The organism is Pseudoxanthomonas indica, assembly GCF_900167565.1.
Taxonomy (GTDB): domain Bacteria; phylum Pseudomonadota; class Gammaproteobacteria; order Xanthomonadales; family Xanthomonadaceae; genus Pseudoxanthomonas_A; species Pseudoxanthomonas_A indica.
The window spans coordinates 1,060,075-1,086,052 of the sequence record NZ_FUZV01000001.1 but is presented as its reverse complement, the minus strand read 5'-3'; the positions used below and the strand labels follow the sequence as shown (position 1 = coordinate 1,086,052).

Here is a 25,978-nt window from a genome sequence, read left to right as displayed (position 1 = left end):
GTTGGCTATGCGTTGGAGTTGGTGGGTTGCCTGGAGTGGGGAGTCAGTACACATCGCGTGCATAGCGCCCCTCCGCCTGCAGCCGCGACAGGTACTCGGCCGCGCCTTCGGCATCGGTGGCGCGCTGCGAAGCGATGACCTCGAGCAGGGTCGCGTGCACGTCCTTGCCCATGGCGATCGCGCCGCAGACATACAGGTGCGCGCCGTTCTCCAGCCAGTCGTACACCTCGCGGGCATGGGCGCGCAGGCGGTGCTGCACGTAAACTTTTTCAGCCTGGTCGCGCGAGAACGCCAGCGACAGGCGATGCAGCTCGCGCTTGCGCAGCGCGTCCTGCCATTCGCTCTGGTAGAGGAAGTCGCTGTTGAAATGCTGGGCGCCAAAGAACAACCAGTTGCGGCCGGCCGCACCGGTTTCGGCACGTTCCTGCACGAAGCCGCGGAACGGCGCCACGCCAGTGCCCGGGCCAATCATCAGCAGGTCGCGGTTGCCATCGGCCGGCACGCGGAAGCGCTCGTTGGCTTCGACGTAAATCGGCGCCTGGCCACCCTCGTGCAGTTCCGCCAGGAATCCGCTGGCCGCGCCCAGATGTGGCTGGCCGAACGCCTGGTAGGCGAGCACGTCGACGGTCAGATGCGCTTCCTCACCGACCCGCTTGCGGCTGGAGGCAATCGAGTACAGGCGCGGCGCCAGCGGACGCAGCGCAACCACCAGTTCGTGCGCGTCCCATGACGTGGGCCAGCGACGCAGCACATCCACCAGATGATGGCTCTGCAGCAACTGCGCCAGGCCGGCTTGCTGGCCCGGGGCCAGCAATGCGTTGAGGTCATCGGCGCGTGCCGCTGCGGCATGCTCGGCCAGGAACGGGCGCGAAAGCCGGGTCAACTCGCGGCGTGACGCCAGCCATTCGTGCAGCGACAGCGATCGCTGCTCATGCTCGACCACGGCGTCGCCGTCCAGGCGCAATGCATCGAGAACAGCGTTGACCAGCACGTCGGGGTTGCGATGGCGGATACCGAGCGCATCGCCGGGTTCGTAAAGCAGGCCGCTGCCGGCCAGCGACAACTCGATATGGCGCACATCCTTGCCGCGCTCGCCGTGCAGGCCATGGCGCGGACCCTTGAATTCGCGGCCGCTGATCGTCTGGTTGGCCAGCAGCTCGGCGGCGAACGGCTTGTCGGGCGTCCAGGCAGCCGCGTGCGCGGGGCGCAGCGGGGTGACGGTGGCGAGCGGAGCCGCCGTGGTTTTCAGGGCATCGCGCGCATGCTGCAACGCCTGCGCGCGCCACGGCAGCGCCACGGTGTCGATATCGAGATCCGCCAGGCCCGCGTCGAACAGGCGCTGTCCACCTAGTTCGGCCAGGCGCGCATCGAGCCGGCGCGCGATGCCGCAGAAATCGGCGTAGCTGGAATCGCCCAGGCCGAGCACGGCGTACTTGAGCTCGGGCAGCTTGGGCGCGCGTTTGCCGCTGATGAACTCGACCAGGCCGATCGCATCATCCGGCGGATCGCCTTCGCCCTGGGTGCTGATGACCACATAGAGCAGGCGCTCGTTGGCCAGTTCGCGGGTGGCATAGGCGTCGGCGCGCAGCAGCCGCACCTGCAGGCCGGCGGCTTCGGCTTCCTGCGCCACCTGCTCGGCGGCGCGACGGGCGTTGCCGGTCTGGCTGCCGTAGACCACGGTCAGGCGCTGGCTGGCGCTGGCCACGCCGCCAGGCAGGACCGCCAGCTGCGGGCCGTGCTGGCCCTGGGCCAGGCCGGCCGTGTATCCCGACAACCACCACAGGGTGGGCGCATCCAAGCCGTCGACCAGCCGGGCCAACAGCACGCGACGCTCCTCGGCCAAGGGGCTGGGCGCCAGTGCGTTGGGGGAAGCAGTCATTGCGGCAATCGCCATGCGCGGGGTGGAAGTCGATGTTAGAAACTCGTTGTGCCAGTCTGAAAGGACGTCTGGTTATGGCCTTATCGCCTGGGCTTATTTCCAGCGCCCGGGCCGGCAGGAGGATGCTGGCCGGCCCCCAGGCGGGGGTAGCGGCGTCAGCTGGTACGCTTTGCGCCGGTTTGTTCCTTCACTCCAACCGCTGAATTGATGAGCGCAGACGCACGACTGTCCCACCTGGACCGCCTGGAAGCCGAAAGCATCCACATCCTGCGCGAGGTTGCCGCCGAGTTCGGCAACCCGGTGCTGCTGTATTCCGTGGGCAAGGACAGCTCGGTGCTGCTGCACCTGCTGCTCAAGGCGTTTGCGCCGGGGCGCCCGCCGATTCCGCTGCTGCATGTGGATACGCGCTGGAAGTTCCGCGAGATGATCGCCTTCCGTGATCGGCGTGCGGCCGAGACCGGCGTGGACCTGCGCGTGCACATCAATCCCGACGGCATTGCCCAGGACGTCGGGCCGATCAGCCACGGCGCCACCGTGCACACCGACATCATGAAGACCCAGGGCCTGAAACAGGCGCTGGATCAGTTCGGTTTCGATGCGGCCATCGGCGGCGCCCGCCGCGACGAGGAAAAGTCGCGCGCCAAGGAGCGCGTGTTCTCGTTCCGCAATGACAAGCACCGCTGGGACCCCAAGAACCAGCGGCCGGAACTGTGGGACCTGTACAACGCGCGCATCCACAAGGGCGAGAGCGTGCGGGTGTTTCCGCTGTCGAACTGGACCGAGCTGGATATCTGGCTGTACATCTACCGCGAATCGATTCCGGTGGTGCCGTTGTACTTCGCCGCCGAGCGGCCGGTGGTCGAACGCGATGGCGCGTTGATTCTGGTCGATGACGAGCGGCTGCCACTGGCAGCCGGCGAGACGCCGCAGCTGAAGAAGGTGCGCTTCCGCACGCTGGGTTGCTACCCGCTGACGGGCGCGATCGAGTCGGAAGCCGAAACCCTGGAAGCGATCATCGCCGAGATGCTGGTGGCGACATCGTCCGAGCGGCAAGGCCGGGTGATTGATCAGGATCCTTCCGCTTCGATGGAAAAGAAGAAGCTCGAGGGGTATTTCTGATGACCCGGACCACCGACATCGCCGCTTACCTCAAGCAGCACGAAACCAAGCCGCTGCTGCGCTTCATCACCTGCGGCAGCGTCGACGATGGCAAGAGCACCCTGATCGGACGGCTGCTGCACGACAGCAAGCGCCTGTTCGACGATCAGCTGGCCGCGCTGGAAAAGGACAGCCAGCGACACGGCACGCGCGGTGGCGAAATCGACTACGCGTTGCTGCTCGACGGGCTGGCCGCCGAACGCGAGCAGGGCATCACCATCGATGTGGCGTACCGATTCTTCGATACCGACAAGCGCAAGTACATCGTGGCCGATTGCCCGGGCCATGAGCAGTACACGCGCAACATGGCCACTGGCGCCTCCACCGCGGATCTGGCGATCGTGCTGGTGGACGCGCGCAAGGGCTTGCTGACGCAGACGCGGCGGCACAGCTACATCGTTTCGCTGCTGGGCATCCGGAAGGTGGTGCTGGCGGTCAACAAGATGGACCTGGTCGGATTCGACCAGGCGGTGTTCGATGAGATTGCGCAGGCCTACCAGACATTGGCCGGGCAGCTGGGTATTGCCCAGGTGCTGGCAGTGCCGCTGTCGGCGCTGGAAGGCGACAATCTGATCACGCGTTCGGCGCGCACGCCGTGGTACACCGGCCCGAGTCTGCTCGAGCATCTGGACAGCGTCTCGCTGGATGCGGGCGAACAAACCGCTGGCCTGCGTTTGCCGGTGCAGTGGATCAATCGACCGAACCAGAATTTCCGCGGCTTTGCCGGCACCATTGCGGCCGGCCAGGTGCAGGCCGGCGATGCCGTGGTCGCGCTGCCCTCGGGTCGCCGATCCACCGTGACCCAGGTGCTGGGACCGGACGGCGCAGTGGCGCAGGCCGGGACGGGCCAGGCGATTACGCTGACCCTGGCCGACGAAATCGACATCAGCCGGGGCGATGTGATCGCCGCCGCCGATGACCCGCCGGAGGTGGCCGATCAATTCGCCGCGCATGTGCTGTGGATGGACGATGCGGCCTTGCTGCCAGGCAGGCCCTATTGGCTGAAGATCGGCACGCGCACCGTGTCGGCCACCGTCAGCGAGATCAAGCATCGCGTCGACATCAACAACCAGGAGCACCTGGCGGCCAAGCGGCTGGAGTTGAATGAAGTCGGCTACTGCAACCTCAGCCTGGAAGAACCGGTGGTGTTTGCGCCCTACGCGCGCAACCGCACCCTGGGTGGCTTCATCCTGATCGACCGGCAGAGCAATCGCACGGTCGCCGCCGGCACGCTGGACTTCGCCCTGCGCCGAGCGGGCAACGTGCACTGGCAGCACCTTGACGTGGACAAAGCGGCGCGTGCGCGCATCAAGGGGCAGTCGCCGCGGGTGCTGTGGTTCACCGGCCTGTCCGGCGCCGGCAAGTCGACCATCGCCAACCTGGTCGACAAGCGCCTGCACTCGCTGGGCTTCCACAGCTTCCTGCTCGATGGCGACAACGTCCGCCACGGCCTCAACCGCGACCTCGGCTTTACCCCGGAAGACCGGGTGGAGAACATCCGCCGGGTGGCCGAGGTAGCCAAGCTGATGACCGAGGCCGGGCTGATCGTGCTGGTCAGCTTCATCTCGCCGTTCCGCGCCGAGCGGCAGATGGCGCGCGAGCGCTTCGGCGAAGGCGAATTCCTCGAGATCTTCGTCGACGTGCCGCTGGACCTGGCCGAGCAGCGCGACGTCAAGGGGCTCTACCGCAAGGCGCGCGCCGGCCAGATTCCCAACTTCACCGGCATTGACTCGCCCTACGAAGCACCGGAACATCCGGACCTGCGGCTGGATGCCGGCAGTGAAAGCCCGGAACGGCTGGCCCGGCGGGTACTCGAGAAACTGGGATTGGCGTAGCGTTTCGGTCACTGGCAAGGGTCATCAGTCATGCCCTTGTCAACGCGTTGATGCCCCAAATCGTTCATGACGTGAAGGTACACTTCGCGGGATAACGATCATTACGGACTTTTACATGCTGAGTGGAAGCGGTTGGCGCGCGATCACCGTTGCGGCTGCGTTGTTGTTGCTGTCGGCGTGTGGCGACAAGAACGCGCAGGCTGGCGGTGGCGGACAGGGCGGGGATCGACCGGTGCTGGTGACCACGCAGACGGTCCAGCCCTCGTCATGGAACGACAGCCTGGAAGCGCTGGGCACCGCCAAGGCCAACGAATCCGTCACCCTGACCGCCAAGGTCAGCGAGATTGTCCAGGACGTGCATTTCGAAAGCGGGCAGGACGTGCGTGCCGGGCAGACCCTGGTGACCTTGCGCGGTGACGCCGCGCAGGCATCGCTGGTGCAGGCCGAGGCCACGTACGCAGAAGCCCAGCGCCTGTACAACCGGCAGCAGGAACTGGCCCAGCAACAACTGGTGGCGCGTTCGACCCTGGACACCCAGTTGGCCCTGCGCGACGCCGCCGCCGCGCGGGTGGCGCAGATGAAGGCCGACATCGGTGATCGCAGCGTGCGCGCGCCGTTTGCCGGCGTGCTGGGCATCCGCCAGGTCAGCCCGGGTTCGCTGATCACCCCGACCACGGTAATCGCCACCCTCGACGACATCTCGCGGATGTACGTGGACTTCCAGGTGCCGGAAGCGGCCCTGGCCACCATCCACCCTGGCGATGCCGTGTCGGCGGTGACCGCGGCCTATCCCGGCCGCAAGTTCGAGGGCAAGGTGGAAACCATCGATGCCCGCGTCGACCCGGCCACGCGTGCGGTGACCGTGCGCGCCACCTTCGACAATCCGGATCGCGCGCTGCGTCCCGGCCTGTTGCTGGACGTCAATCTGTTCCGGCCTTCGCGGCAGGCGCTGGTCATTCCGGAAATTGCCGTGGTCCAGGTGGGGCGCGATTCGTTCGTCTACCGGGTCAAGCCTGACAACACCGTTGAGCAGGCCAAGGTTTCCACGGGCGTACGCCGCGAAGGCGTGGTGGAAATCCTCGAAGGGGTGAAGGCAGGCGACCGCATCGTCATCGACGGCACCGGCAAGCTGCGTCCCGGCGCGCCCATCACGGAAGGCCGCGAAGACGGTACCGCCAAGCCCGCCGCCGCACCTGCCGGCAAGCAAGGCTGACCGATGAAAATTTCGGACCTGTCGATCAAGCGGCCGGTGCTGGCCGTGGTGATGAGCCTGTTGCTGATCGTGCTGGGCGTGATGTCGTTCCTGCGTTTGACCCTGCGCGAGCTGCCCAACATCGATCCGCCGGTGGTATCGGTGGAGGTGACCTATCCGGGCGCGTCGGCCGCCGTGGTGGAAACCCGCGTCACCCAGATTCTGGAAGACGCGCTGGCCGGCATCGAAGGCATCGAGACCATCGAGTCCCGCAGTTCCAATGGTCGCTCGCAGGTGACCATCGAGTTCACCCTCAGCCGTGATATCGAAGCCGCGGCCAACGACGTGCGCGACAAGGTCAGCCGGGTCATGGATCGCATGCCCGAAGAGGCCGACCCACCGGAAGTGCAGAAGGTGGAAGCCGACGCGGACGTGATCCTCTGGTTGAACATGAGTTCCACCAAGATGGATACCCTGCAGCTGACTGACTACGCCGATCGTTACATCGTCGATCAGCTGTCCGCGCTGGACGGCGTGGCGCAGGTGCGCATCAGCGGTGCGCAGCGTTACGCCATGCGCATCTGGCTGGACCGCGCCGCCATGGCGGCGCGCGGCATCACCGCCAGCGATGTCGAGAATGCCCTGCGCCGCGAGAACATCGAGCTGCCCGCGGGCCGCATCGAATCGCAGACCCGCGACTTCACCCTGCGCGTCGAGCGTGGCTACCTGAGCGCGGAGCAGTTTGCGCAGATGCCGCTGTCCAAGGGTGCTGATGGCTACGTAGTGCGGGTGGGCGACATCGCCAAGGTGGAACTGGGAACGGCCGAACGCCGTGCCTACTTCCGCAGCAACGGCGTACCCAATGTGGGCCTGGGCATCGTCAAGACTTCCACCGCCAATGCGCTGGATGTGGCGCGTGCGGCGCGGGCAGCGGCCGAACGCATCGCGCCGACGCTGCCGGAAGGCACCAGGATTTTCGTCGCCTATGACAGCACCATCTTCATCGAGGCGTCGGTGGAGCGCGTCTACGCCACCCTGATTGAAGCCATGGTGCTGGTGTTCCTGGTGATCTGGTTGTTCCTGGGCAGCCTGCGCGCGGCGTTGATTCCGGCGGTGACGGTGCCGGTGTGCCTGATCACCTCATTCATCGCGTTGTACGCGTTCGGCTTCTCGATCAACCTGCTCACCCTGCTGGCGCTGGTGCTGTGTATCGGCCTGGTGGTGGACGATGCGATCGTGGTGCTGGAAAACATCCAGCGCCGTGCCGATCTGGGCGAACCGCCGTTGGTGGCGGCGCGCCGAGGCACCTCGCAGGTGGCGTTCGCCGTCATCGCCACCACGGCCGTGCTGGTGGCGGTGTTCCTGCCGGTGGGCTTCATGGAAGGCAACACCGGACGCCTGTTCCGCGAGCTGTCGGTAGCGCTGGCCGCTGCCGTGGCCATCTCGGCCTTCGTGGCGTTGACGCTGACGCCGATGATGTCGTCCAAGCTGGTGCGTCCGCACACCGCGCCCAAGGGCTTCAACGCCTTCATCAACCGGCAGTTGAATCGCATCAGCGACGGCTACGGGCAGCAGGTGGCCCGGCTGGTGGCCCTGCCCGGCAAGCGCATCGCGGTGCTGGTGATCGCCACGCTGGCGATCTGCCTGGGTGTGGCGGCCCTGCTGGCCTCGCGCGTGCCACGCGAACTGGCGCCGCTGGAGGATCGCGGCTCCTTCTTCGTCTCGATCCAGGGACCGGAAGGCGCAGGCTTCGATTACACGGTGAAACAGATCCAGCAGGTGGAAAAACTGTTTGCCACCCAGGTGGGCGACGACAAGCCGATCCAGCGCGCCAACGCGCGCGTGCCCGGCGGTTTCGGCGCCAGCGAGGAAATGCATACCGGCCAGGTGATCGTGTTCCTGCAGGACTGGCACAAGCGCGATGTCAGCACCACCCAGGTGCTGGAGTCGGTGCGCAAGCAGCTGGAAGAAATGCCCGGCATCCGCGCGCAGCCTTCGCAGCGCACCGGCCTGGTCCGCGGTGGCGGCCAGCCGTTCCGCATGGTGCTGGGCGGCCCGGACTACAACGAGCTGTCGCAGTGGCGCGATCGCATGATGGAGCGGATGGAGCAGAATCCCGGCCTGTACGGCGTGGACTCGGACTACAAGGAAACCCGTCCGCAGATGCGGGTCAACATCGACCGCAGCCGCGCCGCGGATCTGGGCGTGTCGGTGCAGGAGATTGGCCGCACCCTGGAAACCATGATGGGTTCGCGCCAGGTCACCACCTTTGTCGAGAACGGCGAAGAGTACGACGTGCTGATGCAGGCCGACCGCGAACGCCGCGCCACGCCTGCGGACCTGACCAACACCTATGTGCGTGGCGGCGCCGGTGAACTGATCCCGTTGTCGAACCTGGTGACCTTGTCGGAAGTGGCCGAACCCGGTTCGTTCAACCGCTTCAACCGCCTGCGTGCGATCACCCTGAGTGCGTCGCTGGCGCCGGGCTACACCCTGGGCGAGGCCATGGACTGGGCGCAGCAGGTGTCGCAGGAAGAACTGCCCGACTATGCACAGGTGGACTGGAAGGGCGAGTCGCGCGAATACCTGAAGGCCGGCGGCGCCGTGCTGCTGACCTTCGGCATGGCCTTGCTGATCGTGTACCTGGTGCTGGCCGCGCAGTTCGAGAGTTTCATCCATCCGCTGGTGATCATGCTGACCGTGCCGCTGGCGGTGCTGGGTGCGTTGATCGGTCTATGGGTGACGGGTGGCACACTCAATCTGTTCAGTCAGATCGGTATCGTGATGTTGATCGGCCTGGCGGCCAAGAACGGCATCTTGATCGTGGAATTCGCCAACCAGTTGCGGGATGAAGGCATGAGTGTGGCCAAGGCAATCGCCGAAGCTTCCAAGGTGCGCCTGCGTCCGATCCTGATGACTTCGGTGGCGACCGTGATGGGCGCGGTGCCGCTGGTGGTGGCGGGTGGTCCGGGTTCGGCCAGCCGCGCCACGATTGGCGTGGTGGTGATTTTTGGCGTGTCGTTCTCGACGCTGTTGTCGTTGTATGTGGTGCCGGCGTTCTACGCACTGCTCGCGCCGTACACGAAATCGCCCGAAGCCGTGGCGCACGAATTGCAACGACTGGAAGACGAGACACCGTCGGTGGGTGGACATGGTTGAAGGTAAGGAAGTGCGCCTGCGTGGCGATGGGTTCGTGTTGCGGCGCTGGAAGGCGGAAGATGCGCGCTGGTTGATTCGACATGCCAACGATGCGGAAGTGGCGGCGCCGTTGAGCGATCGCTTTCCGCATCCGTATCGGCGCGAAGACGCCTGGCGGTTCCTGGCCGGGGAAGTGGTCAACCTGGACGAGCCGGTGTTTGCGATCGATGTGGATGGCCGTGCCTGTGGCGGCATCGGCGCGCGCCTGCTGGGCGGTGATCACCAGGGCAGCGCCGAACTGGGCTACTGGTTGGGTCGCCGCCTGTGGGGGCGTGGCCTGATGAGCCGGGTCGTGGCCGACTTCGTGCCCTGGCTGATGCAGCACCATGACATCCATCGCGTACAGGCGGTGGTGCTGACCCAGAACGCGGCCTCGGCGCGCGTGCTGGAAAAGGCCGGCTTTGCCCAGGAAGGCATCCTGCGCCAATCTTTCCTCAAGCACGGTCGCCCGCACGATGTGCGGATGTACGCGCGGGTCCGCGCGGAACAAGCCTGATTTGATGCACCAACGAGGCATTCGCCTCGTAATCGCGCGGTAATTCGGCCAGAATCGCCCTGGCCCCTGTCGACGGGGGACCTTTCCTTCCTCCGTCCGGGGTTATCGCGTGGAATCCATCATCATCGCCATCAACGGCGTCATCTGGAGCAAGGCACTGATCTTCATGTGCCTGGCGGCCGGCCTGTTCTTCACCGTGCGCACGCGTTTCATGCAGGTGCGCGGCTTCGTGGAAATGATTCGCCTGACCGTGGGCGGACAGAAATCCGACGCCGGCGTGTCCTCGTTCCAGGCCTTGGCCATGTCCATGGCGGGCCGCATCGGCATCGGCAACATCGCGGGCGTGGCCACGGCCATCGCCTTCGGCGGCCCCGGTGCGATCTTCTGGATGTGGGTGATGGGCTTCCTCGGCGCCTCCACCTCCTATGTCGAGTCGACGCTGGCGCAGATCTACAAGGTCAAGGACGAGGAAGGCCGCTATCGCGGTGGTCCGGCCTACTACATTGAAAAGGCCATGGGGCTGAAGTGGTATGCGCTGGCCTTCGCCATCGTCACCATTGCCGCCGCCGGTTTCCTGATGCCCGGCGTGCAGGCGAACGCCATTGCCGACAGCGCGGCCAATGTCTTCCACAACGGCAGCCTGTTCGGCAGCCTGGACGCCACCTGGTGGGGCATGCCGGCGCGTGATCTGTTCAAGCTCGGCGTGGGCGTTGCGGTGGCCCTGCTGCTGGCGGTGATCATCTTTGGCGGAGTCAAGCGCATCGCCAACTTCGCCGAAGTCGTGGTGCCCTTCATGGCGCTGGGCTACATCGGCATGGCGGTGTTCGTGATGCTGCTCAACGCCGAGCGCGTGCCGGACATGTTCCGCATCATCTTCGACAGCGCCTTCGGTACGCACGCCGCCTTCGGCGCCATGCTGGGCCTGGCGGTGGAGTGGGGCGTCAAGCGCGGTATCTACGCCAACGAGGCAGGCCAGGGTACCGGTCCGCACGCCGCCGCTGCCGCGGAAGTCTCGCATCCGGCCAAGCAGGGCTATGTGCAGGCCTTTGCGATTTACTTCGACACCATGATGGTGTGCACGGCGACCGCCTTCCTGATCCTGGCCACCGGCAAGTACAACGTGTACTCGCCGGACGGTGGACCGCACCTGTTCTCCGGCCTGGCCGGCGTGGCCGAAGGCCCGGGCTTTGCCCAGGCGTCGGTGGAATCGGTGCTGCCCGGCTGGGGCGCCGGCTTTGTCGCGGTGGCGCTGTTCTTCTTCGCCTTCACCACCATCATGGCCTACTACTACATGGCCGAGACCAACCTCAGCTATGTCAACGGCAACCGCCGTCGTCCGCTGACCGTGCTGCTGCTGCGGCTGGGCATCATCTCGATGGTGATTTTCGGCGCCTTCCACAATGCCGGCGTGGCTTGGGGGCTGGGCGACATCGGCGTAGGCTTGATGGCCTGGCTCAACATCATCGCCATCCTGATCCTGCACAAGCCGGCCATGCTGGCCCTGCGCGATTACGAGCGGCAGAAGAAGCAGGGCCTGGACCCCACCTTCGATCCGCAAGCGCTGGGCATCCGCAACGCCGATTTCTGGAACAAGCCGCAGGCCTGACATGAGCAATCCCTGGGACAACACCCGTCCGCCCTCGCGTGGTCCCGGTGGCCCGAAAGGGCCGCGTGATCCTCGCGACCCGCGCGAACATCGCGAGCCGCGTGCACCCGCCGCCGCACGCGGCGGGCAGCGTGCCGCGCCGCCCCGAGCGGCGCGCGCACCCTCACGCGAATGGGCAGGCGACGAGTTCCGCGAGGCCGCCTCCGAGCCGGCCGCGCCGCACGCGGGCGCCAACCGCAGCGAGGTGCGGCTGTACGGCATCAACGCCGTGCAGGCGGTCTTCGAGCAGCGGCCGGAGGCCATCCGCAAGGTCTACCTGGACGAAACCCGCATCCCGCGCTTCAAGGCTTTGCTGGCCTGGTGCGTGAAGCAGCGCGTGGGCTATCGCGTGGTCGCCGAGCAGGATCTGGACAAGCTGGCCGGCAGCCAGCACCACGAAGGCATCGTGGCCGAAGTGCTGAAGTCCGAGCCGGCCGCCCTGCGCGACTGGTTGCGCGAATTGCCGCCGGGCCCGGCGTTGGCATTGTGGCTGGATGGGGTAGGCAATCCGCACAACTTCGGTGCCATCCTGCGCTCGGCGGCGCACTTTGGCGTGTCGGCCATCCTGTTGCCGAACAACTCGCATCTGGCCGTGTCCGGCGCTGCGGCGCGCGTGGCCGAAGGCGGCGCCGAACGCGTGCCGCTGGTGCGCATGGGCGCGCCGGCCGAGGCCATCGATGATCTGCACGAGGCAGGCTTTGCCCTGGCCGCCACGATGGTGCGTGACGGCATGGATCTGTTCGACACCGGCCTGCCGGAGCGCCTGGTGTACGTGATGGGCGCGGAAGGCGAGGGCATGGATCTCAAGCTCGCCGCCGCCTGTGATGCGCGGGTGTCGATTCCGGGCACCGGCGCGGTGGAAAGCCTCAACGTGGCCGCCGCCACCGCGGTGATGCTGGCGCTGTGGCGGCAGCAGCGGGATTGAATCTTTCCCGATATGGCTCGGGGACCTCCCCAGAAAAAAGGCCCGCTAGCGCGGGCCTTTTTTTCGGGGCTGGCTTTCAACAGACGAATGTCTGATCAGCCCCTCCTACCGTGGGATGACCTCATTCGTTGGGTGGCGTGACCTCTTTGGCTTCGCTGCCGAAGCCACCGTCGGCATCTGCGGCGAGGTAAGCAAACACGGTGTACGCGGCGACATTCTGAGCCAGCGCCTGCGGATCGATCTTGTCCAGCGTGTCGTCGGCGGTGTGGTGCAGGTTGAAGTAATCCGTTCCGTCCTGCGCCAACCAGGCCCAGGCTAGGCCATGAGCGGCGAAGGGGCTGATGTCCGGACCCGGGCCACCCTTTGTGGGTTGATACTCGATGCCCAGCGGCGCCAGTGCCTCGGCAATTTGTTGGGTCGCGGCGCGTGCAGACTCCGGCGCGCTGGTGTTGAACGCGTAGATGCGGCCCGCACCAAAATCGCTCTCGGCGCCAATCTGATGTTTGCGCACGTCGGCCCGATGCTGGTCGGCATAGGCACGGCCGCCGTACAGGCCCTGCTCCTCGTTGGCGAAGGCAATGACGCGGATGGTGCGCTTGGGCGCCTGCTTGAGCTGGCCAATCAAGTGGCCCGCGGCCATGGTGATGCCCACGCCGGCGGCGTCATCGATGGCGCCGGTGCCCAGGTCCCAGGAATCCAGATGGCCGCCAATCACCACCACTTCCTGCGGCAGGCTGCGGCCGGTGATCTCGCCGATGACATTCTGCGAGGTGTAGCTGCCATCCCAACCGCAATCCAGCGCCAGCTTGACGGTGATTGGGCCGCGTGAGAGCAGACGGCTGAGCTGATCGGCATCGGGCGTGGCCAGCGCCGCCGACGGCACCGGCGTCAGGCCTTCATCGAAACGGGTGATGCCGGTATGCGGGACGCGATGTTGATCGGTGCCCGCCGAGCGCATCAGATAACCGATGGCGCCCTTGCGGATCGCCGCCGAGGGGCCGCGTGAGCGGATGGCACCGCCGTTGCGATAGTCACTGCCGGCGCGGTCGGCCTTCATCTGGTAATCGACGAACGCAATTTTGCCCTTGAGCGAATCCGCCGGCGCGGCTTCCAGTGCAGCGAGATCGGCAAAGCGCACGACCTCGGCCTGCACGGTGCCACCGGGGCTGCCGCCGAGCGCGGTGATCGTCAAGGGCTGCGGATGCGCGCCGATTACGGCGGCATGTTCGCTGCGCCGTTCCCACTTGGGAAAGGTCACCGGCTCGGTCCAGACCTTGTCGAATCCCAGCGCCTTGAACTTGGCCACGGCCCAGGCCGCGGCGCGTGCATCGGCTTCGCTGCCGGCCAGGCGCGGGCCCACTTCCGTGGTGAGCGACTCGACCACCTTCCAGCCGGTGTCGTCCTTGAGTGCCTGTTCGCGCAGCTGCGCGGCCACGGCGAGCGAGCTGGGCGGGATGGCGGTGGGCTTTTCAGCGGCGGCGGCCGGCAAGGCCAGGCTCAGTGCGATCAACAGCGGTGCAAGACGCATTGCTCAGTCCCCCTGAAACAAGAAAGCCGCGACTGTAGCAGTACGCGGCTTTCCCGAACCGTGAAAAAAGTCGTAGTGAGCGTGCTTATTTGTTCAAGGCATCGCGGATCTCGCGCAGCAGCAGCACGTCTTCCGGGGTGGCGGCCGGCGGCGGCGCCTGCTTCTTGTAAAGACGGTTGACCGCCTTGACCAGCAGGAAGATCGCGAAGGCGACGATGACGAACTGGATCAGCGTGTTGAAGAATTCGCCGAAGCCGATGATCACGGCCGGCACTTCCTTGCCCGTCGCATCCACCGTGGCTTCGCGCAGGGTCCAGCCCCACTTGGCGAAATCCACGCCGCCCACCAGCAGGCCAATCGGCGGCATGATGATCTTGTCGACCAGGGCGGTGACGATCTTGCCGAAAGCAGCGCCAATCACCACACCGACGGCCAGGTCGATGACATTGCCGCGTGCAATGAATTCCTTGAACTCGCTGATCATGCCCATGCGGGATTCCTCTTGGTCGGCGCGGCCGCGCCTGCGTGACGGACTATAACGCGGCCAGCGTGCAGGACCGCTACGCGATCCTGGTGTTGTGAATCAGACGATCGCGCCGCTGAGCTGCACCATGCCACCCAGATCGGCTTCGAAGCGGTCGCCCACCTGCAGCGCGGCCACCCCGGCCGGCGTGCCCATGTACACCAGATCGCCGGCCTTGAGCGCGTACAACCGGGACAGCTCGATCAGGATGTCGGGTACGTCCCAGATCAAATCCGAGAGAGCACCGCGCTGGCGTTGCTCGCCGTTGACGTGCAGCGTGAGCGTGAGCGCGTCCAGATCGGCCACCTGCGCGACCGGGATCAGCTCACTGATTGGCGCGGAATGATCAAAGCCCTTGCCGGTATCCCAGGGCAGGCCCTTGGCCTTGGCGGCGGCCTGCAGATCGCGACGGGTCAGGTCCAGGCCCACGCCATAGGCCACCACCAGCGCGGCGGCCGTCTCGCGATCCAGCGTGCCGTCCGGCGCATCGCGGCCAATGGCCGCCACCAGTTCCACCTCGTGGTGCAGATCGCGGGTGCCAGGCGGGTAGGGCACATCGCGATTGCCGGTCACCAGCGCATCGGCGGGCTTGTGGAAGAACACCGGCTGGCCGCGCTCGGCCGGCGAGGCGGGCACGACGGCGCCCATTTCGCGAGCGTGATCAGCAAAGTTGCGGCCGACGCAGAAAATCCGGCGCACGGGAAACGTCGCGCCGCCACGCACGGCTACGCGCGGCGTCTGGGGAGCAGCAAACAAATCGGTCATGGCGGGCCTGGCTGGGCTCCGGCAGGGCGGAGCGGCGTGAATGGCCCGCGAGTTTAACGCGACAGTGGAATGGCCGGCTTGCGGACCACGCGGAATTCGCCATCGACCACGCGCGCATCACGCGCCAGCGGCTTGCCACGCTGCTTGAACAGCTTGAACAGCAGGCCCGCCGCGATCATTGCCGCGCCCAGGAACACGCTCACGAACACCAGCACGCACAGCACGGCCACGCCCAGCACGCCCATGGCCACGCGCAGCAGCGGGTGGCGCGGCTTGCGCGGCGAGAAGGCGTTACGGAAGGTGTTGAACTGGAAGCTGCGAGCGAACATGAGGGGCGAACCTTTGGGTCGTGACACAATGCGGCGGGGGCCGGTGGCGACAAGTATCCGGTGACAGAAACATGACCGTGTGAGAAGTTCGTTAATCAGGCCCATGACGACGATTACGCTTGACAACATAGAAGACGGTGGGTTCGCCGAAGTCGAGGCCGAAATCGATGGCGACAGCGAATCGGTGATTCTGTTCCGCGAAGGTGGCAGCGTGCGCGCCTGGCTCAACATCTGTCCGCACGCGGGCCGACGCCTGGATTGGGCGCCGGGCAAGTTCCTCAAGAGTCGCGAAGGTCATCTGGTCTGCGCCGCGCATGGCGCGTCATTCGAATTGCAGCGCGGTGATTGCGTCGCCGGTCCATGCCGCGGCGACTCGCTGCGTGCGGTGGCAGTCAGCGTCGTAGACGGCAAGGTCAACGTTGGCTGATTGAAGCCCCTCCTACATCTCACGCCGCGCGACCGTTCCACCAGAACAAGGCGTTGACGGCCAGCACCACCACCACCGTATAGATCAGCGACAACGGCCCACCCACGCGCCACATCTGCCGCGAGGTGTAGTTGGCCGGGCCGGTGACCATCGAGATGACTGGATTGGACGCGGTCATCAGGTTGTTGGAGGCCGACAAGGCCACGATCAGCGCGAACGCGGTGGGATTGCCGCCCGCCGCCAAGGCCAGGTTGATCGCCATCGGCACCATCACGATGGTCGCGCCGACATGGCTGATCACCAGCGAGAACAAGGTGGTCAGCAAGGCCACGGCGATTTCGATCAGCCACACCGGCATGCCTTCGGGCAGGCGTTCCACCGTATGTCCGGCCACCCACGCCGCCGCACCGCTGCTGTCCATTGCCCAGCCCAGCGGAATCAGCCCGGCCATCAGGAACACGGTCTTCCAGTTGATCGCCGCGTAGGCCTCGTCCATGCGCAGCACGCCGGTCAGCAACATGCCGGCCACGCCAGTCATCAGGGTCAGCGACACCGGCAGCTTGGAGGTCAGGGCGATGATGATGGTCAGCGCGAAGATCGTCATGGCGATCTTGAACTTGTGCGGCCGCTGCTCGCCCTTGGGATAGTCGGTGACCACCACGAAGTCGCGGCTTTCCGCGGCCAGATGCAGGTCCTGCCAGATACTGTGGAACACCAGCATGTCGCCGGCACGCAACGGGATCTTGCGCACGTCTTCGCGCAGTACTTTCTTGTCGCGGTTGATCGCCAGCAGGCTGATGCCGGATTGCTTGCGCAGACGCAGCTCGGCGGCGGTCTTGCCGATCAATTTGGAGGTAGGTGGAATCACCGCCTCGGAAATGCCGGCGCGGCTGGGATTGAACAGATCGCCAAAGTGGCGCAGGCGCGAGGACAGGCGCAGGAAATGGTTTTGGCCAAAGTCGGCCACCTGCTGGCGCGGACCCATCACGCCCAGCACGCTGCCCACCCAGATGCGCATGTCGGCCGGCGGCGCCAGACGGGTGTCGTTACCGGTCTGCAGGGCGAGCATCAGCGGCGCGTCGTGCATGGCTTCGGCTTCGCCCAGCGACATGCCCACCAGCGGGCTCTCGGCGGTGACGATCAATTCGAACACATCGCCTTCGATGCCGTAGGTGTTGGCGAAGTAGCTCTCGGTGCGCGCGGGGGTGACGTTGGTTTCGGTCTCTTCCTTGAGCTTCTTGTCGCCGTAGTAACGGAAGTACAGCAGCGAGGCGATCAGCAGCGCCACGCCAATTGGCAGCGGCGCAAACATGCGCAGCGGCTCCAGCGTAGCCATGCCCGAGGGCAGGTTGTTGTTGGCCGAGACCAGCAGATCGTTGAGCAGGATCAGCGGTGAATTACCGACCATGGTCAGCGCGCCGCCCATCACGATGGCCGCGGCAATCGGCAGCAGCAGGCGCTGCAGCGAGAGACTGGTGCGCGAGGACAGGCGTGAGGCCACCGGCATGAACAGGGCCATGACCGAGGGGTTCTGCATGAAGGACGAGTTGAGCCCGGCAATGGCCGTGGTCATCAACAGCAGGCGTTGTTCGACGCCATGGCCGCGCCGCAGCAACCAGGTAGCGAGCCGGTTCAATGCGCCGGTACGGTCCAGGCCGGCGCCCAGGATCATGGTGGCGATGATGCTCATCACCGCGTTGCCGGAGAAGCCGCCGAAGATCTCCTCCGGGGCAATCAGGCCAGTGACGCCCAGCACCACCAACACCACCAGCGCTACCAGATCGGCGCGGATGCGCTGGAACAGGAACATCGCCATCGTGAAGCCGACCAGCCCGAGCACGAGCTTCATATCGTTGGTCAGCGTCAGCGCGTTTTCCATGTCGCGATCAGGTTCCTGGCGGCGTGCGGCGATGCAGGGTCATGCGCGGTCGTACAGCAGATCCCAGACGCCATGGCCGAGCTTCTGGCCGCGGGTCTCGAAATGCGTCTGCGGCCGCCACGACGGGCGCGACACCTGGCCGCGCGGACCGGCGCGATTGCTCAGACCGGGTGTGGCGTCCAGCACGTCCCACATCTGCTCGGCATAGTCCTGCCAGTCGGTGGCCGCATGCAAGCGGCCACCGCTGCGCAGTTTGCTCACCAGCAGCTGGGCGAACTCGGGCTGGATCAGCCGGCGCTTGTTGTGGCGCTTCTTGTGCCAGGGATCCGGAAAGTAGATGCGCACCTCATCGAGCGCGCCATCGGCAATTTCGTTGCGCAGCACTTCCACCGCGTCGTGGTGGTACAGGCGCACGTTGTCGCGATCATCCTGCGCGAGCGCATTCAGCAGCCGGCCCACGCCAGGTGCATGCACCTCGATACCGATGTAGTCGCGTTCCGGATCGTGGCCCACGGCAAAGCGCAGGGCCTCGCCGTTGCCGAAGCCGATTTCCAGCACGCGCGGCGCTGTGCGGCCGAAGTCGGCGTCGAAATCGCGCACCTGGCCGTGATAGTTGAGCCCGAATCGCGGCCACTGATCATCAAAGGCGCGTTGCTGTGCCTCGGTGAAGCGGCCCTGGCGCAGCACGAAGCTGCGCACTTCGCGCCGGCCTTCGGTCACCGTGAACGGCTTGGGTGGGGTCTTGGCGCCGGCGCTGGAAAACGGATCGGTCATTGCCTCAACCAATCAGACCGTCGATGGGGCTGGAGGCGGAGGCATTGCGCTTGCGCGGGATGCGCCCGGCCAGGAACGCTTCACGCCCGGCTTCCACCGCCTTGCGCATGGCGCTGGCCATCAGGATCGGACTGCGTGCACCGGCGATGGCGGTGTTCATCAGCACGCCGTCGCAGCCCAGCTCCATGGCGATCGCGGCGTCCGAGGCGGTGCCCACGCCGGCATCGACCAGCACCGGCACCTTGGCGCTCTCGATGATTTCCAGCAGGTTGTACTTGTTCTGGATGCCCAAGCCCGAGCCAATCGGCGCGGCCAGTGGCATCACCGCCACGCAGCCGATTTCTTCCAGACGGCGCGCCAGGATGGGGTCATCGCTGGTGTAGACCATCACCTGGAAGCCGTCGGCCACCAGTTGCTCGGCGGCGGTCAGGGTCTGCACCACGTCCGGATACAGGGTCTTCTGATCGCCCAGCACTTCCAGCTTGACCAGGGTATGGCCATCGAGCAGCTCGCGCGCCAGGCGGCAGGTGCGCACGGCGTCTTCGGCGGTGTAGCAGCCGGCGGTGTTGGGCAGGATGGTGTAACGGTCCGGCGGCAGCACATCGAGCAGGTTGGGCTCGTTGGGCGACTGGCCCAGGTTGGTGCGGCGGATGGCGACAGTGACGATTTCAGCGCCCGCGGCGTCAGTGGCCAGGCGGGTCTCTTCGAAATCCTTGAACTTGCCGGTGCCGGTGAGAAGGCGGGATCGGTAGCTTTTTCCCGCTATCACCAGCGGGTCGGTGTGGGCGTCGTGAGGCATTCCGGGATTATCGCCGATGTTGTCGGCGGCCGGGGTGTTTGCCGCCTCAGCCGCCGCCCAGGGCGTGGACGATCTCGATGCGATCGCCGGCCTGCAGTGCGTGCGTGGCGTGCAGCCCGCGCGGAATGATCTCGCCGTTCACTTCCACGGCGACCCGGCGTTCGGCCAGGCCCTCGCTCTGCAACAGGTCGGCCACGGTCTGGAGGGGAGGCGTCTGGCGGGCTTCGCCATTGAGCAGGATGTCCATGCCGCCATTGTCGCCGCTGAGCGCGGCCTGCGCACCCGTCATGACGCGACGCAGCGTGAATGGCCCGGGCCATGGTGAAACGATAGGGCCATGCGCAGCCGTACGGGAGAGCGACGGCGGCCATGACCATAACTAGAACATCAGCCTCGGAGAGACATCCATGAAATTGACCCAACGGCCCGTGCGCCGCGCCCTGGCCTTGGCCCTGGCTCTGGCGGCAGCGCCGGCCTTCGCCCAGACCAGTCCGTACTCGCAGACCGTGTTCTTCGGCGACAGCCTGACCGACTCGGGCTCGTTCCGCCCGACCTTGGTGCAGCTCAACCCCGCTGCGGCCGTGGCCGGCCGTTTCACCACCAACCCCGGCTTTGTCTGGTCCGAGTTCGTCGCGCAGTGGTATGGCACCGGCGCGGTCAGCGCCAACCAGGGCGGTACCAATTACGCCTGGGGCGGTGCCACCACCGGCACCGACACCACCACCAATGTCGGCCCGATCACCGTGCAGGTGCCGGGCATGACCACCCAGCTCGGCAGCTACCTGGCCACCAACGGCGGACGCGCCGATCCCAACGCGCTGTACACGGTCTGGGGCGGCGCCAACAACCTGTTCGGCGCAGTCGCCAACCCCGGCCAGGCGCCGGCGATCATCGGCGCCGCGGTGACCTCGGAAGTGGGCATCGTCGCCACGCTCAAGCAGAGCGGCGCGCAGTACATCCTGGTGCCGAACATCCCGGACCTGGGTCGCACGCCCGCGTTCCTGGGCAATCCCGGCGCCACCCAGCTGGCCTCGATGTACAACGCCGCGTTGTACAACGGCTTGCAGTCGCAGGGCCTACGGGTGATTCCGCTGGATACCTTCAACTTCCTGCGCGAGATCACTTCCTCGCCGGCGCAGTACGGTTTCGCCAACGTCACCACGCCGGCCTGCGGCGCAACCAGCTCGCTCACCTGCCTGCCGTCGAACTACGTGACGCCCGGTGCGGCCGGCACCTATGCCTTCGCCGATGGCGTGCACCCGTCGCTGGCGGCGCACCAGATGCTGGGCGCCTACGCGATCTCGGTGCTGGAAGGTCCGCGCCAGATCGGTGTGCTGACCTACACGGCTTCGGTCACCGGCCGTTCGCGCGCCGACCGCGTGAGCAATCACGTCGATGGCAAGCCGGAAGCCGATGGCGTGCGCTGGTGGGGCGACCTGCGCGGCGATCAGATGCGTTATGACGAAGGCGACTTCGACGGCATCACCCCCGCAGGCACGTTCGGCATCGACTGGGCCCGCGGCGACTTCGTGTTCGGCGGTTTCGCCGGCTACGGCAGTGGCAAGCAGGACTACGGCAACAGCCTGGGCGAGTTCAAGCAGCAGGACACCACCCTGGGTGGCTTTGCTGGCTGGTACCAGGACCAGCTGTGGGTCAATGGCCAGATCAGCTACACCTGGTTGAGCTATGACGTGGATCGCAAGATCAACCTGGGTCCGACCAGCCGCACCCACAGTGGCTCGCCGGACGGCAGCAACCTGTCGGTGGGCCTGAGCGCAGGCTACGACTTCGAACAGGGCATCGTCCGCCATGGCCCGGTGGCCAGCATCCTGAGCCAGCAGATCAAGCTGGACGGCTACAGCGAAAGCAATGCCAGCTCCACGGCGTTGACCTACCAGGATCAGGACTTCGATTCGCTGGTCGGCAGCGTGGGCTGGAAGGCCAGCATCCAGGCCACCGAGCACCTGCGTCCCTATGCGCAGCTGACCTACGACCACGAGTTCGAGAAGACGCCGGAACAGCTGTTCGCCAGCCTGCAGTCGATGCCGGGCGTGATGCCCTATGCGGTGCCGGGCCTGAACTTCGATCGCAACTACGGCACCTTCCTGGTCGGTGCACGCACCGAGGTGTTCGGCCTGCATGCCGACATCGGCGCCAGCGCCACGGTCGGGCAGAAGGATGGCAACAACGCCACGTTCTTCGCCACGCTCAGCGGCACGTTCTGATCGCTGGCAGGGATGCACGGAAAACGGCGCCACAAGGCGCCGTTTTTTCTTGCTTTCCACTGGCCATGGACACGCGAGGCGAGTTGCATTGCATTGGCCATGAGGCAGGGCATAGACTCTGCCCGTCGCGGGTGTAGTTCAATGGTAGAACTGCAGCTTCCCAAGCTGCTAGCGTGGGTTCGATTCCCATCACCCGCTCCACCTTTGTGGCATGAGCCGCGCGCTGCGGTGAACGCACTTCCCAAGCCGCGTTGCCGCCGGGGCTGGCACCTTGTTAGCATGACCATGTGGAGCGCGATAGCCGGTGTCCCGACAGGGTAGCGCCCATGCCACCAGTGGTTATGAACCGTCTGGTCCCCGCCAAAGTGCAGGGATATCCAAGAGGCCCGGCATTTCTTCCTGAACCCCCCGGTTACTCCGGGGGGTTTATTTTTGCCTCGCCCGCGGCCACCCAATCGTGATTGCTGCGCAGATCCTTGTAGAAATCCCAGAACAGGGCCCAGAACCGCTGGGGACCTCCGCGGGTGTCTTCGGGACGATTGGTTCTGTAGTGGACGCTGCGAATGCTCAGCGTAATTTCCTGCTTCTTCTGGATCGCACGCAATCGGGCGCACACATACCAGCCTGCGTAGCCATCCTTGCTTTCATCGGCCTTCACTCGATAGAAGATTTGCTTTGACCTGCCCCGCAAGCACAGTGAGTGCGGGAGGGAAGCCACTATCTCGGGAAGCTGCAACGAAAACTTCCAGCGGGTCTCGCAGAAGACGCGCTCGTCAACCCAATCGGAATGGTGCTCGTAGAAGAGAACCGTATCTTCCGGCTCGTCCTTGCGCGTCCTGGTCCAGCAGTGATTGGAGTAGTAGACGCGTACATTCACCACGCACCGTGCTCCATCAATCCGTACTTCGACCGGAAGAAAAGAGTCGGCGAGATGGTCGTTCTTTCGTTCCCCAAGTGCGGCGTCGATCCGATCCTGAAATACAACGGTTGCCTTCCTGGCCCTGTTTCCGTCCACTTGGAACCGAATACGATGAGTGACGGCCAATCCTAGCCTTTGAACGGTGTCCCGAGGGAGTCGGGCGCCATCTGTGAGTCGCCCTTTGGAATGTCGCGATTCGTCATCGCCAGGCGACTGGGAGCGTGCCATCCTTTGGCAACAAGACCGCCGCCAGAATGCGCCATGAAACTCGCCATCCTCTCCCGCAACAGCAAGCTGTACTCCACCCGCAGGCTGGTCGAGGCGGCGCGCGAACACGGGCATAGCGCGCGCGTGCTGGATCCGCTGCGCTGCTACATGCGCATTGCGTCCGGCAGCTTCCAGATGCATTACATGGGCAAGCCCATCAAGGGCTACGACGCGGTGATTCCGCGCATCGGCTCCTCGGTCACCCGCTACGGCACTGCAGTCCTGCGGCAGTTCGAGATGATGGGCACCTACACCCCCAATCCGTCCGACGCCATCCTGCGCGCGCGCGACAAGCTGCGCGCGCACCAATTGCTGGCGGCGCAGGGCATCGACTTGCCGATCACGGTGTTCGGCGACAACCCGGACGACACCGTCGATCTGCTGTCGATGCTGGGACCGCCGCCGCACGTCATCAAGCTCAACGAGGGCGCGCAGGGCGCCGGGGTGATGCTGACCGAGAAGCCGTCGGCCTCGCGCAGCGTCATCGAGGCCCTGCGCGGTCTGTACGCCAACTTCGTGGTGCAGGAATTCATTGCCGAAGCCCAGGGCGCCGACCTGCGCTGCTTCGTCGTGGGCGGCAAGGTCATCGCCTCGATGCGCCGCCAGGCACCGGAGGGCGACTTCCGCTCCAACCTTCATCGCGGCGGCACTGCCGAGCCGGTGGAATCCACCGAGGAGGAGCGTGCCGTGGCGGTAAGGGCGGCGCAGGTGCTGGGCCTGGGCGTCGCCGGCGTAGACCTGATCCGCTCCCAGCGCGGGCCGCTGGTGCTGGAGGTCAACTCGACCCCCGGCCTGGAAGGTATCGAAGGGGTAGGCGGCGTGGACGTGGCCGGGGCGGTGGTTGAACACATCGCCGAGGCGGCTGCCTGTTCAGGCTGAATCCGTGACGGAACGGTCCGGATTTCACATGGAATTAACGCGGGCTTTAACGGTCGTTTAATCGAATCGCGCGTAGCCTTGGCGGGACCGCTAGCTCTGCGCCCTCCTGGATTAGGCATCTTCTGGAAAGCACAGGATTACGGTAATCGGGGCACAACTTGGCCCAGGCTGGCGCCCGCCCGCCTGGGCTTTTTCTTGTCTTGCGTTCGTGCAGGACAAGTGAGGGGCAGGGCGGGGGAATTTGTTAAATTCATTGGCAGAGCCCGGAACCCTGCCAGGGGGACGGCGGTCGTACAGACCCCACTTTAGGAATCGTCATGCGCATTCTGGTCATTGAAGACAACAGCGATATCGCCGCCAATCTTGGCGACTACCTCGAAGAACGAGGCCATACCGTCGATTTTGCGGCCGACGGCGTCACCGGCCTGCACCTGGCGGTGGTGCACGAGTTCGACGCCATCGTGCTCGACCTCAACCTGCCCGGCATGGACGGGCTGGAAGTCTGCCGCAAGCTGCGCAACGAAGCGCGCAAGCAGACCCCGGTGCTGATGCTCACCGCCCGTGATTCGCTGGACAACAAGCTGGCCGGCTTCGACTCCGGCGCCGACGACTACCTCATCAAACCCTTCGCCCTGCAGGAAGTGGAGGTGCGCCTGAATGCGCTCTCGCGCCGCGGCAAGGGCGTGCAGACGCGCGTGCTGGAAGTGGGCGATCTGGAATACAACCTGGATACCCTGGAAGTGCGCCGCCAGGCCAAGCTGCTGCAGCTCAACCCGACCGCGCTTAAGATCCTGCAGGCATTGATGGAAGCCTCGCCGGCCGTGGTCACCCGCCAGGAATTGGAAACGCGCGTCTGGGGCGAGGAACTGCCTGATTCGGATTCGCTGCGCGTGCATATCCACGGCCTGCGCGCGGTGGTGGACAAGCCCTTCGACGTGCCGTTGATCCAGACCCGCCACGGCATCGGCTACCGGATCGCCGCGCCCGATGCCAACAGCTGAGCCCAAGCGTCCGGCCGCGGTGCGCGCGGCCAAGTACCGCCATCGGCTGCGCACCCGCATCATCCTGTCGTTCTTCCTGCTGGGCACCGGCCTGACCGGGTTGTTTGCCTATCTGACCGACATGGCCCGCCAGCGCGTGGAAACGCAGCTGGTGGAAGACGTGATGAATCAGAACATCGATGAATACCGTCGCCAGTTCTATCTCAACCCCAGCAAGAACCCGCAGATCCGCGTCCAGCAGATGCGCGCCTACGTGTTCGCGCCGGACAGCGAACGCCTGCGCGGTGAGTTTCCCGACTGGATTGACCTGCCCAACGGCAACCACAACGTCACCGGTACCGACGAGGACGGCAATGCGTACGCCTACAAGCTGGCGGTACGCAAGGAACCGGATGAGTGGTTCTTCCTTGCCTACGACATGACGCAGACCCGCCGCGGCGAAATCCAGCTCAAGCGTTGGCTGTACTTTGCCGTGGTCTTGTTTGCGGTGCTGTCGCTGATCATCGGCTGGTGGTCGGCGTCGCGGGTGATGAGTCCGGTGTCCAACCTCGCCCAGCGCCTGCGTGCGTATCGCGGAAGCAGCGACCCGCAGCCGCTGGCGGCGCATTTCCCGGAAGACGAGGTGGGCGAACTGGCCAAGGCGCTGGATGACTATTCCGAACGCCTGACCGAAGTGGTGCAGCGTGACCGCGAATTCAATGCCGACGTCAGCCACGAACTGCGTACGCCATTGGCGATCATCCGCGGCTCGGTCGAACTGTTGCTGTCGCGGCAGGGCCTGGACGAGAAGACCCGCACCCGCATCCTGCGCATCCAGCGTGCGGAGCAACAATGCACCGATCTGATCAGCGCCCTGCTGCTGCTGTCGCGCAGCGAGCGGGGGCATGGCAACTCGGATGTGGCACGCGTCTGCGAACAGTTGCTCGACGCCCACCGTGCGCAGCTGGGCGGCAAGCCGCTGACGCTGCGTATCGAAGGCGAATGCGGGGTCAAGGTGGATGCACCGGAATCCGCGCTGTCGGTGGCGCTGGGCAATCTGATTGGCAACGCCGTCAAATACACCCAGGAAGGCGAAGTGGTCGTGCGCCTGTTGAATGATGCGGTGGAAGTCATCGACTCCGGCCCCGGCTTGAGCCAGCAGGACGCCACGCGATTGTTCGAACGTGGCTATCGGGGCACTCACGCCGGTCACTCGCAAGGTGGCGGCATCGGCTTGTCGATCGTCAGCCGTCTGTGCGACTTGTACGGATGGCAAGTGGGTGTGCGACCGGGTGAGGAGCGCGGCGTGGTCGCCACGCTGTCGTTCTCCAAGCAATAAGCACGCCCGCGATGGGT

The 25,978-nt window shown here is 65.6% G+C and carries 22 protein-coding genes and 1 tRNA gene; 13 read left to right on the top strand and 10 right to left on the bottom strand.

The window, feature by feature from the left end:
• Positions 1–43: 43 nt before the first annotated feature.
• Positions 44–1,879, bottom strand: coding sequence for an assimilatory sulfite reductase (NADPH) flavoprotein subunit (locus tag B5X78_RS05205; RefSeq protein WP_079724430.1), 1,836 nt, complete (start codon positions 1,877–1,879; stop codon positions 44–46).
• Between the two features lie 207 nt (positions 1,880–2,086).
• On the opposite strand from B5X78_RS05205, the gene cysD reads away from it, so the two are divergent.
• The 7 genes from cysD to B5X78_RS05170 all read left to right on the top strand — a co-directional run bounded on the left by cysD (position 2,087) and on the right by B5X78_RS05170 (position 12,328).
• Positions 2,087–2,998: a sulfate adenylyltransferase subunit CysD gene (cysD, locus tag B5X78_RS05200; RefSeq protein ID WP_079723382.1), complete on the top strand. Its 912-nt coding sequence runs from the start codon at positions 2,087–2,089 to the stop codon at positions 2,996–2,998.
• Positions 2,998–4,872, top strand: coding sequence for a sulfate adenylyltransferase subunit CysN (cysN, locus tag B5X78_RS05195; protein ID WP_079723381.1), 1,875 nt, complete (start codon positions 2,998–3,000; stop codon positions 4,870–4,872). The genes cysD and cysN overlap by 1 nt, the downstream gene beginning before the upstream one ends.
• Positions 4,873–4,987: 115 nt before the next feature.
• Positions 4,988–6,085, top strand: coding sequence for an efflux RND transporter periplasmic adaptor subunit (locus B5X78_RS05190; protein WP_079723380.1), 1,098 nt, complete (start codon positions 4,988–4,990; stop codon positions 6,083–6,085).
• Between the two features lie 3 nt (positions 6,086–6,088).
• Positions 6,089–9,223 carry an efflux RND transporter permease subunit gene (locus B5X78_RS05185; protein WP_079723379.1) on the top strand — a complete coding sequence of 1,045 codons (3,135 nt, stop codon included), beginning with the start codon at positions 6,089–6,091 and terminating at the stop codon, positions 9,221–9,223.
• Positions 9,216–9,758 carry a GNAT family N-acetyltransferase gene (locus tag B5X78_RS05180; protein ID WP_079724429.1) on the top strand — a complete coding sequence of 181 codons (543 nt, stop codon included), beginning with the start codon at positions 9,216–9,218 and terminating at the stop codon, positions 9,756–9,758. Before B5X78_RS05185 ends, B5X78_RS05180 begins: the two co-directional genes overlap by 8 nt.
• Positions 9,759–9,924: 166 nt before the next feature.
• Positions 9,925–11,364, top strand: a complete 1,440-nt coding sequence (locus B5X78_RS05175; RefSeq protein WP_425478712.1) for an alanine/glycine:cation symporter family protein — start codon at positions 9,925–9,927, stop codon at positions 11,362–11,364.
• A 1-nt stretch (position 11,365) separates the two neighbouring features.
• The gene (locus B5X78_RS05170) at positions 11,366–12,328 is read left to right on the top strand and encodes a TrmH family RNA methyltransferase (RefSeq protein ID WP_079723377.1); all 963 of its coding nucleotides are present in this window, start codon (positions 11,366–11,368) and stop codon (positions 12,326–12,328) included.
• Between the two features lie 121 nt (positions 12,329–12,449).
• Here B5X78_RS05170 and B5X78_RS05165 read toward each other — a convergent pair whose 3' ends face one another.
• From B5X78_RS05165 to B5X78_RS05150, 4 genes are all read right to left on the bottom strand, one after another.
• The gene (locus B5X78_RS05165; RefSeq protein ID WP_079723376.1) at positions 12,450–13,856 is read right to left on the bottom strand and encodes a M28 family peptidase; all 1,407 of its coding nucleotides are present in this window, start codon (positions 13,854–13,856) and stop codon (positions 12,450–12,452) included.
• A gap of 85 nt (positions 13,857–13,941) precedes the next feature.
• A complete protein-coding gene (gene mscL, locus B5X78_RS05160; protein ID WP_079723375.1) occupies positions 13,942–14,346 on the bottom strand; it encodes a large-conductance mechanosensitive channel protein MscL in 405 nt (134 codons plus the stop codon).
• A gap of 93 nt (positions 14,347–14,439) precedes the next feature.
• Positions 14,440–15,144, bottom strand: coding sequence for a fumarylacetoacetate hydrolase family protein (locus B5X78_RS05155; protein ID WP_079723374.1), 705 nt, complete (start codon positions 15,142–15,144; stop codon positions 14,440–14,442).
• A gap of 53 nt (positions 15,145–15,197) precedes the next feature.
• Entirely contained in the window at positions 15,198–15,473 is a 276-nt protein-coding gene (locus tag B5X78_RS05150; RefSeq protein ID WP_079723373.1) for a hypothetical protein, read from the bottom strand.
• 103 nt (positions 15,474–15,576) lie between these two features.
• Between B5X78_RS05150 and B5X78_RS05145 the strand changes: the two genes are divergently transcribed.
• On the top strand, positions 15,577–15,900 hold the full coding sequence (locus B5X78_RS05145; protein WP_079723372.1) for a Rieske (2Fe-2S) protein: 324 nt from the start codon (positions 15,577–15,579) through the stop codon (positions 15,898–15,900).
• Between the two features lie 19 nt (positions 15,901–15,919).
• On the opposite strand, the gene B5X78_RS05140 is transcribed toward B5X78_RS05145, so the two are convergent.
• Genes B5X78_RS05140 through thiS form a run of 4 tightly spaced genes read right to left on the bottom strand, consistent with a single transcriptional unit; the run spans position 15,920 to position 19,599 of the window.
• Positions 15,920–17,779 (bottom strand): SLC13 family permease, encoded by a 1,860-nt coding sequence (locus B5X78_RS05140; RefSeq protein ID WP_079723371.1) that lies wholly within the window; start codon positions 17,777–17,779, stop codon positions 15,920–15,922.
• Between the two features lie 39 nt (positions 17,780–17,818).
• On the bottom strand, positions 17,819–18,553 hold the full coding sequence (gene trmB, locus B5X78_RS05135) for a tRNA (guanosine(46)-N7)-methyltransferase TrmB (protein ID WP_079723370.1): 735 nt from the start codon (positions 18,551–18,553) through the stop codon (positions 17,819–17,821).
• 4 nt (positions 18,554–18,557) lie between these two features.
• Positions 18,558–19,352, bottom strand: coding sequence for a thiazole synthase (locus B5X78_RS05130; RefSeq protein WP_079723369.1), 795 nt, complete (start codon positions 19,350–19,352; stop codon positions 18,558–18,560).
• Between the two features lie 46 nt (positions 19,353–19,398).
• Positions 19,399–19,599 (bottom strand): sulfur carrier protein ThiS, encoded by a 201-nt coding sequence (thiS, locus tag B5X78_RS05125; RefSeq protein ID WP_079724428.1) that lies wholly within the window; start codon positions 19,597–19,599, stop codon positions 19,399–19,401.
• Positions 19,600–19,759: 160 nt separating this feature from the next.
• Between thiS and B5X78_RS05120 the strand changes: the two genes are divergently transcribed.
• Both B5X78_RS05120 and B5X78_RS05115 read left to right on the top strand, forming a co-directional pair.
• A complete protein-coding gene (locus B5X78_RS05120; protein WP_079723368.1) occupies positions 19,760–21,577 on the top strand; it encodes an autotransporter outer membrane beta-barrel domain-containing protein in 1,818 nt (605 codons plus the stop codon).
• A gap of 127 nt (positions 21,578–21,704) precedes the next feature.
• Positions 21,705–21,778: transfer RNA gene (locus B5X78_RS05115), tRNA-Gly, on the top strand.
• Positions 21,779–21,989: 211 nt separating this feature from the next.
• Here the strand turns inward: B5X78_RS05115 and B5X78_RS05110 are convergent.
• A complete protein-coding gene (locus B5X78_RS05110) occupies positions 21,990–22,454 on the bottom strand; it encodes a hypothetical protein (RefSeq protein WP_139381411.1) in 465 nt (154 codons plus the stop codon).
• A gap of 303 nt (positions 22,455–22,757) precedes the next feature.
• On the opposite strand from B5X78_RS05110, the gene rimK reads away from it, so the two are divergent.
• From rimK to B5X78_RS05095, 3 genes are all read left to right on the top strand, one after another.
• Positions 22,758–23,642, top strand: coding sequence for a 30S ribosomal protein S6--L-glutamate ligase (rimK, locus tag B5X78_RS05105; protein ID WP_079723366.1), 885 nt, complete (start codon positions 22,758–22,760; stop codon positions 23,640–23,642).
• A 317-nt stretch (positions 23,643–23,959) separates the two neighbouring features.
• Positions 23,960–24,643 (top strand): response regulator transcription factor, encoded by a 684-nt coding sequence (locus tag B5X78_RS05100; RefSeq protein ID WP_079723365.1) that lies wholly within the window; start codon positions 23,960–23,962, stop codon positions 24,641–24,643.
• Positions 24,630–25,961, top strand: coding sequence for a sensor histidine kinase (locus B5X78_RS05095; protein ID WP_079723364.1), 1,332 nt, complete (start codon positions 24,630–24,632; stop codon positions 25,959–25,961). The genes B5X78_RS05100 and B5X78_RS05095 overlap by 14 nt, the downstream gene beginning before the upstream one ends.
• The last annotated feature ends 17 nt before the right edge of the window (positions 25,962–25,978 follow it).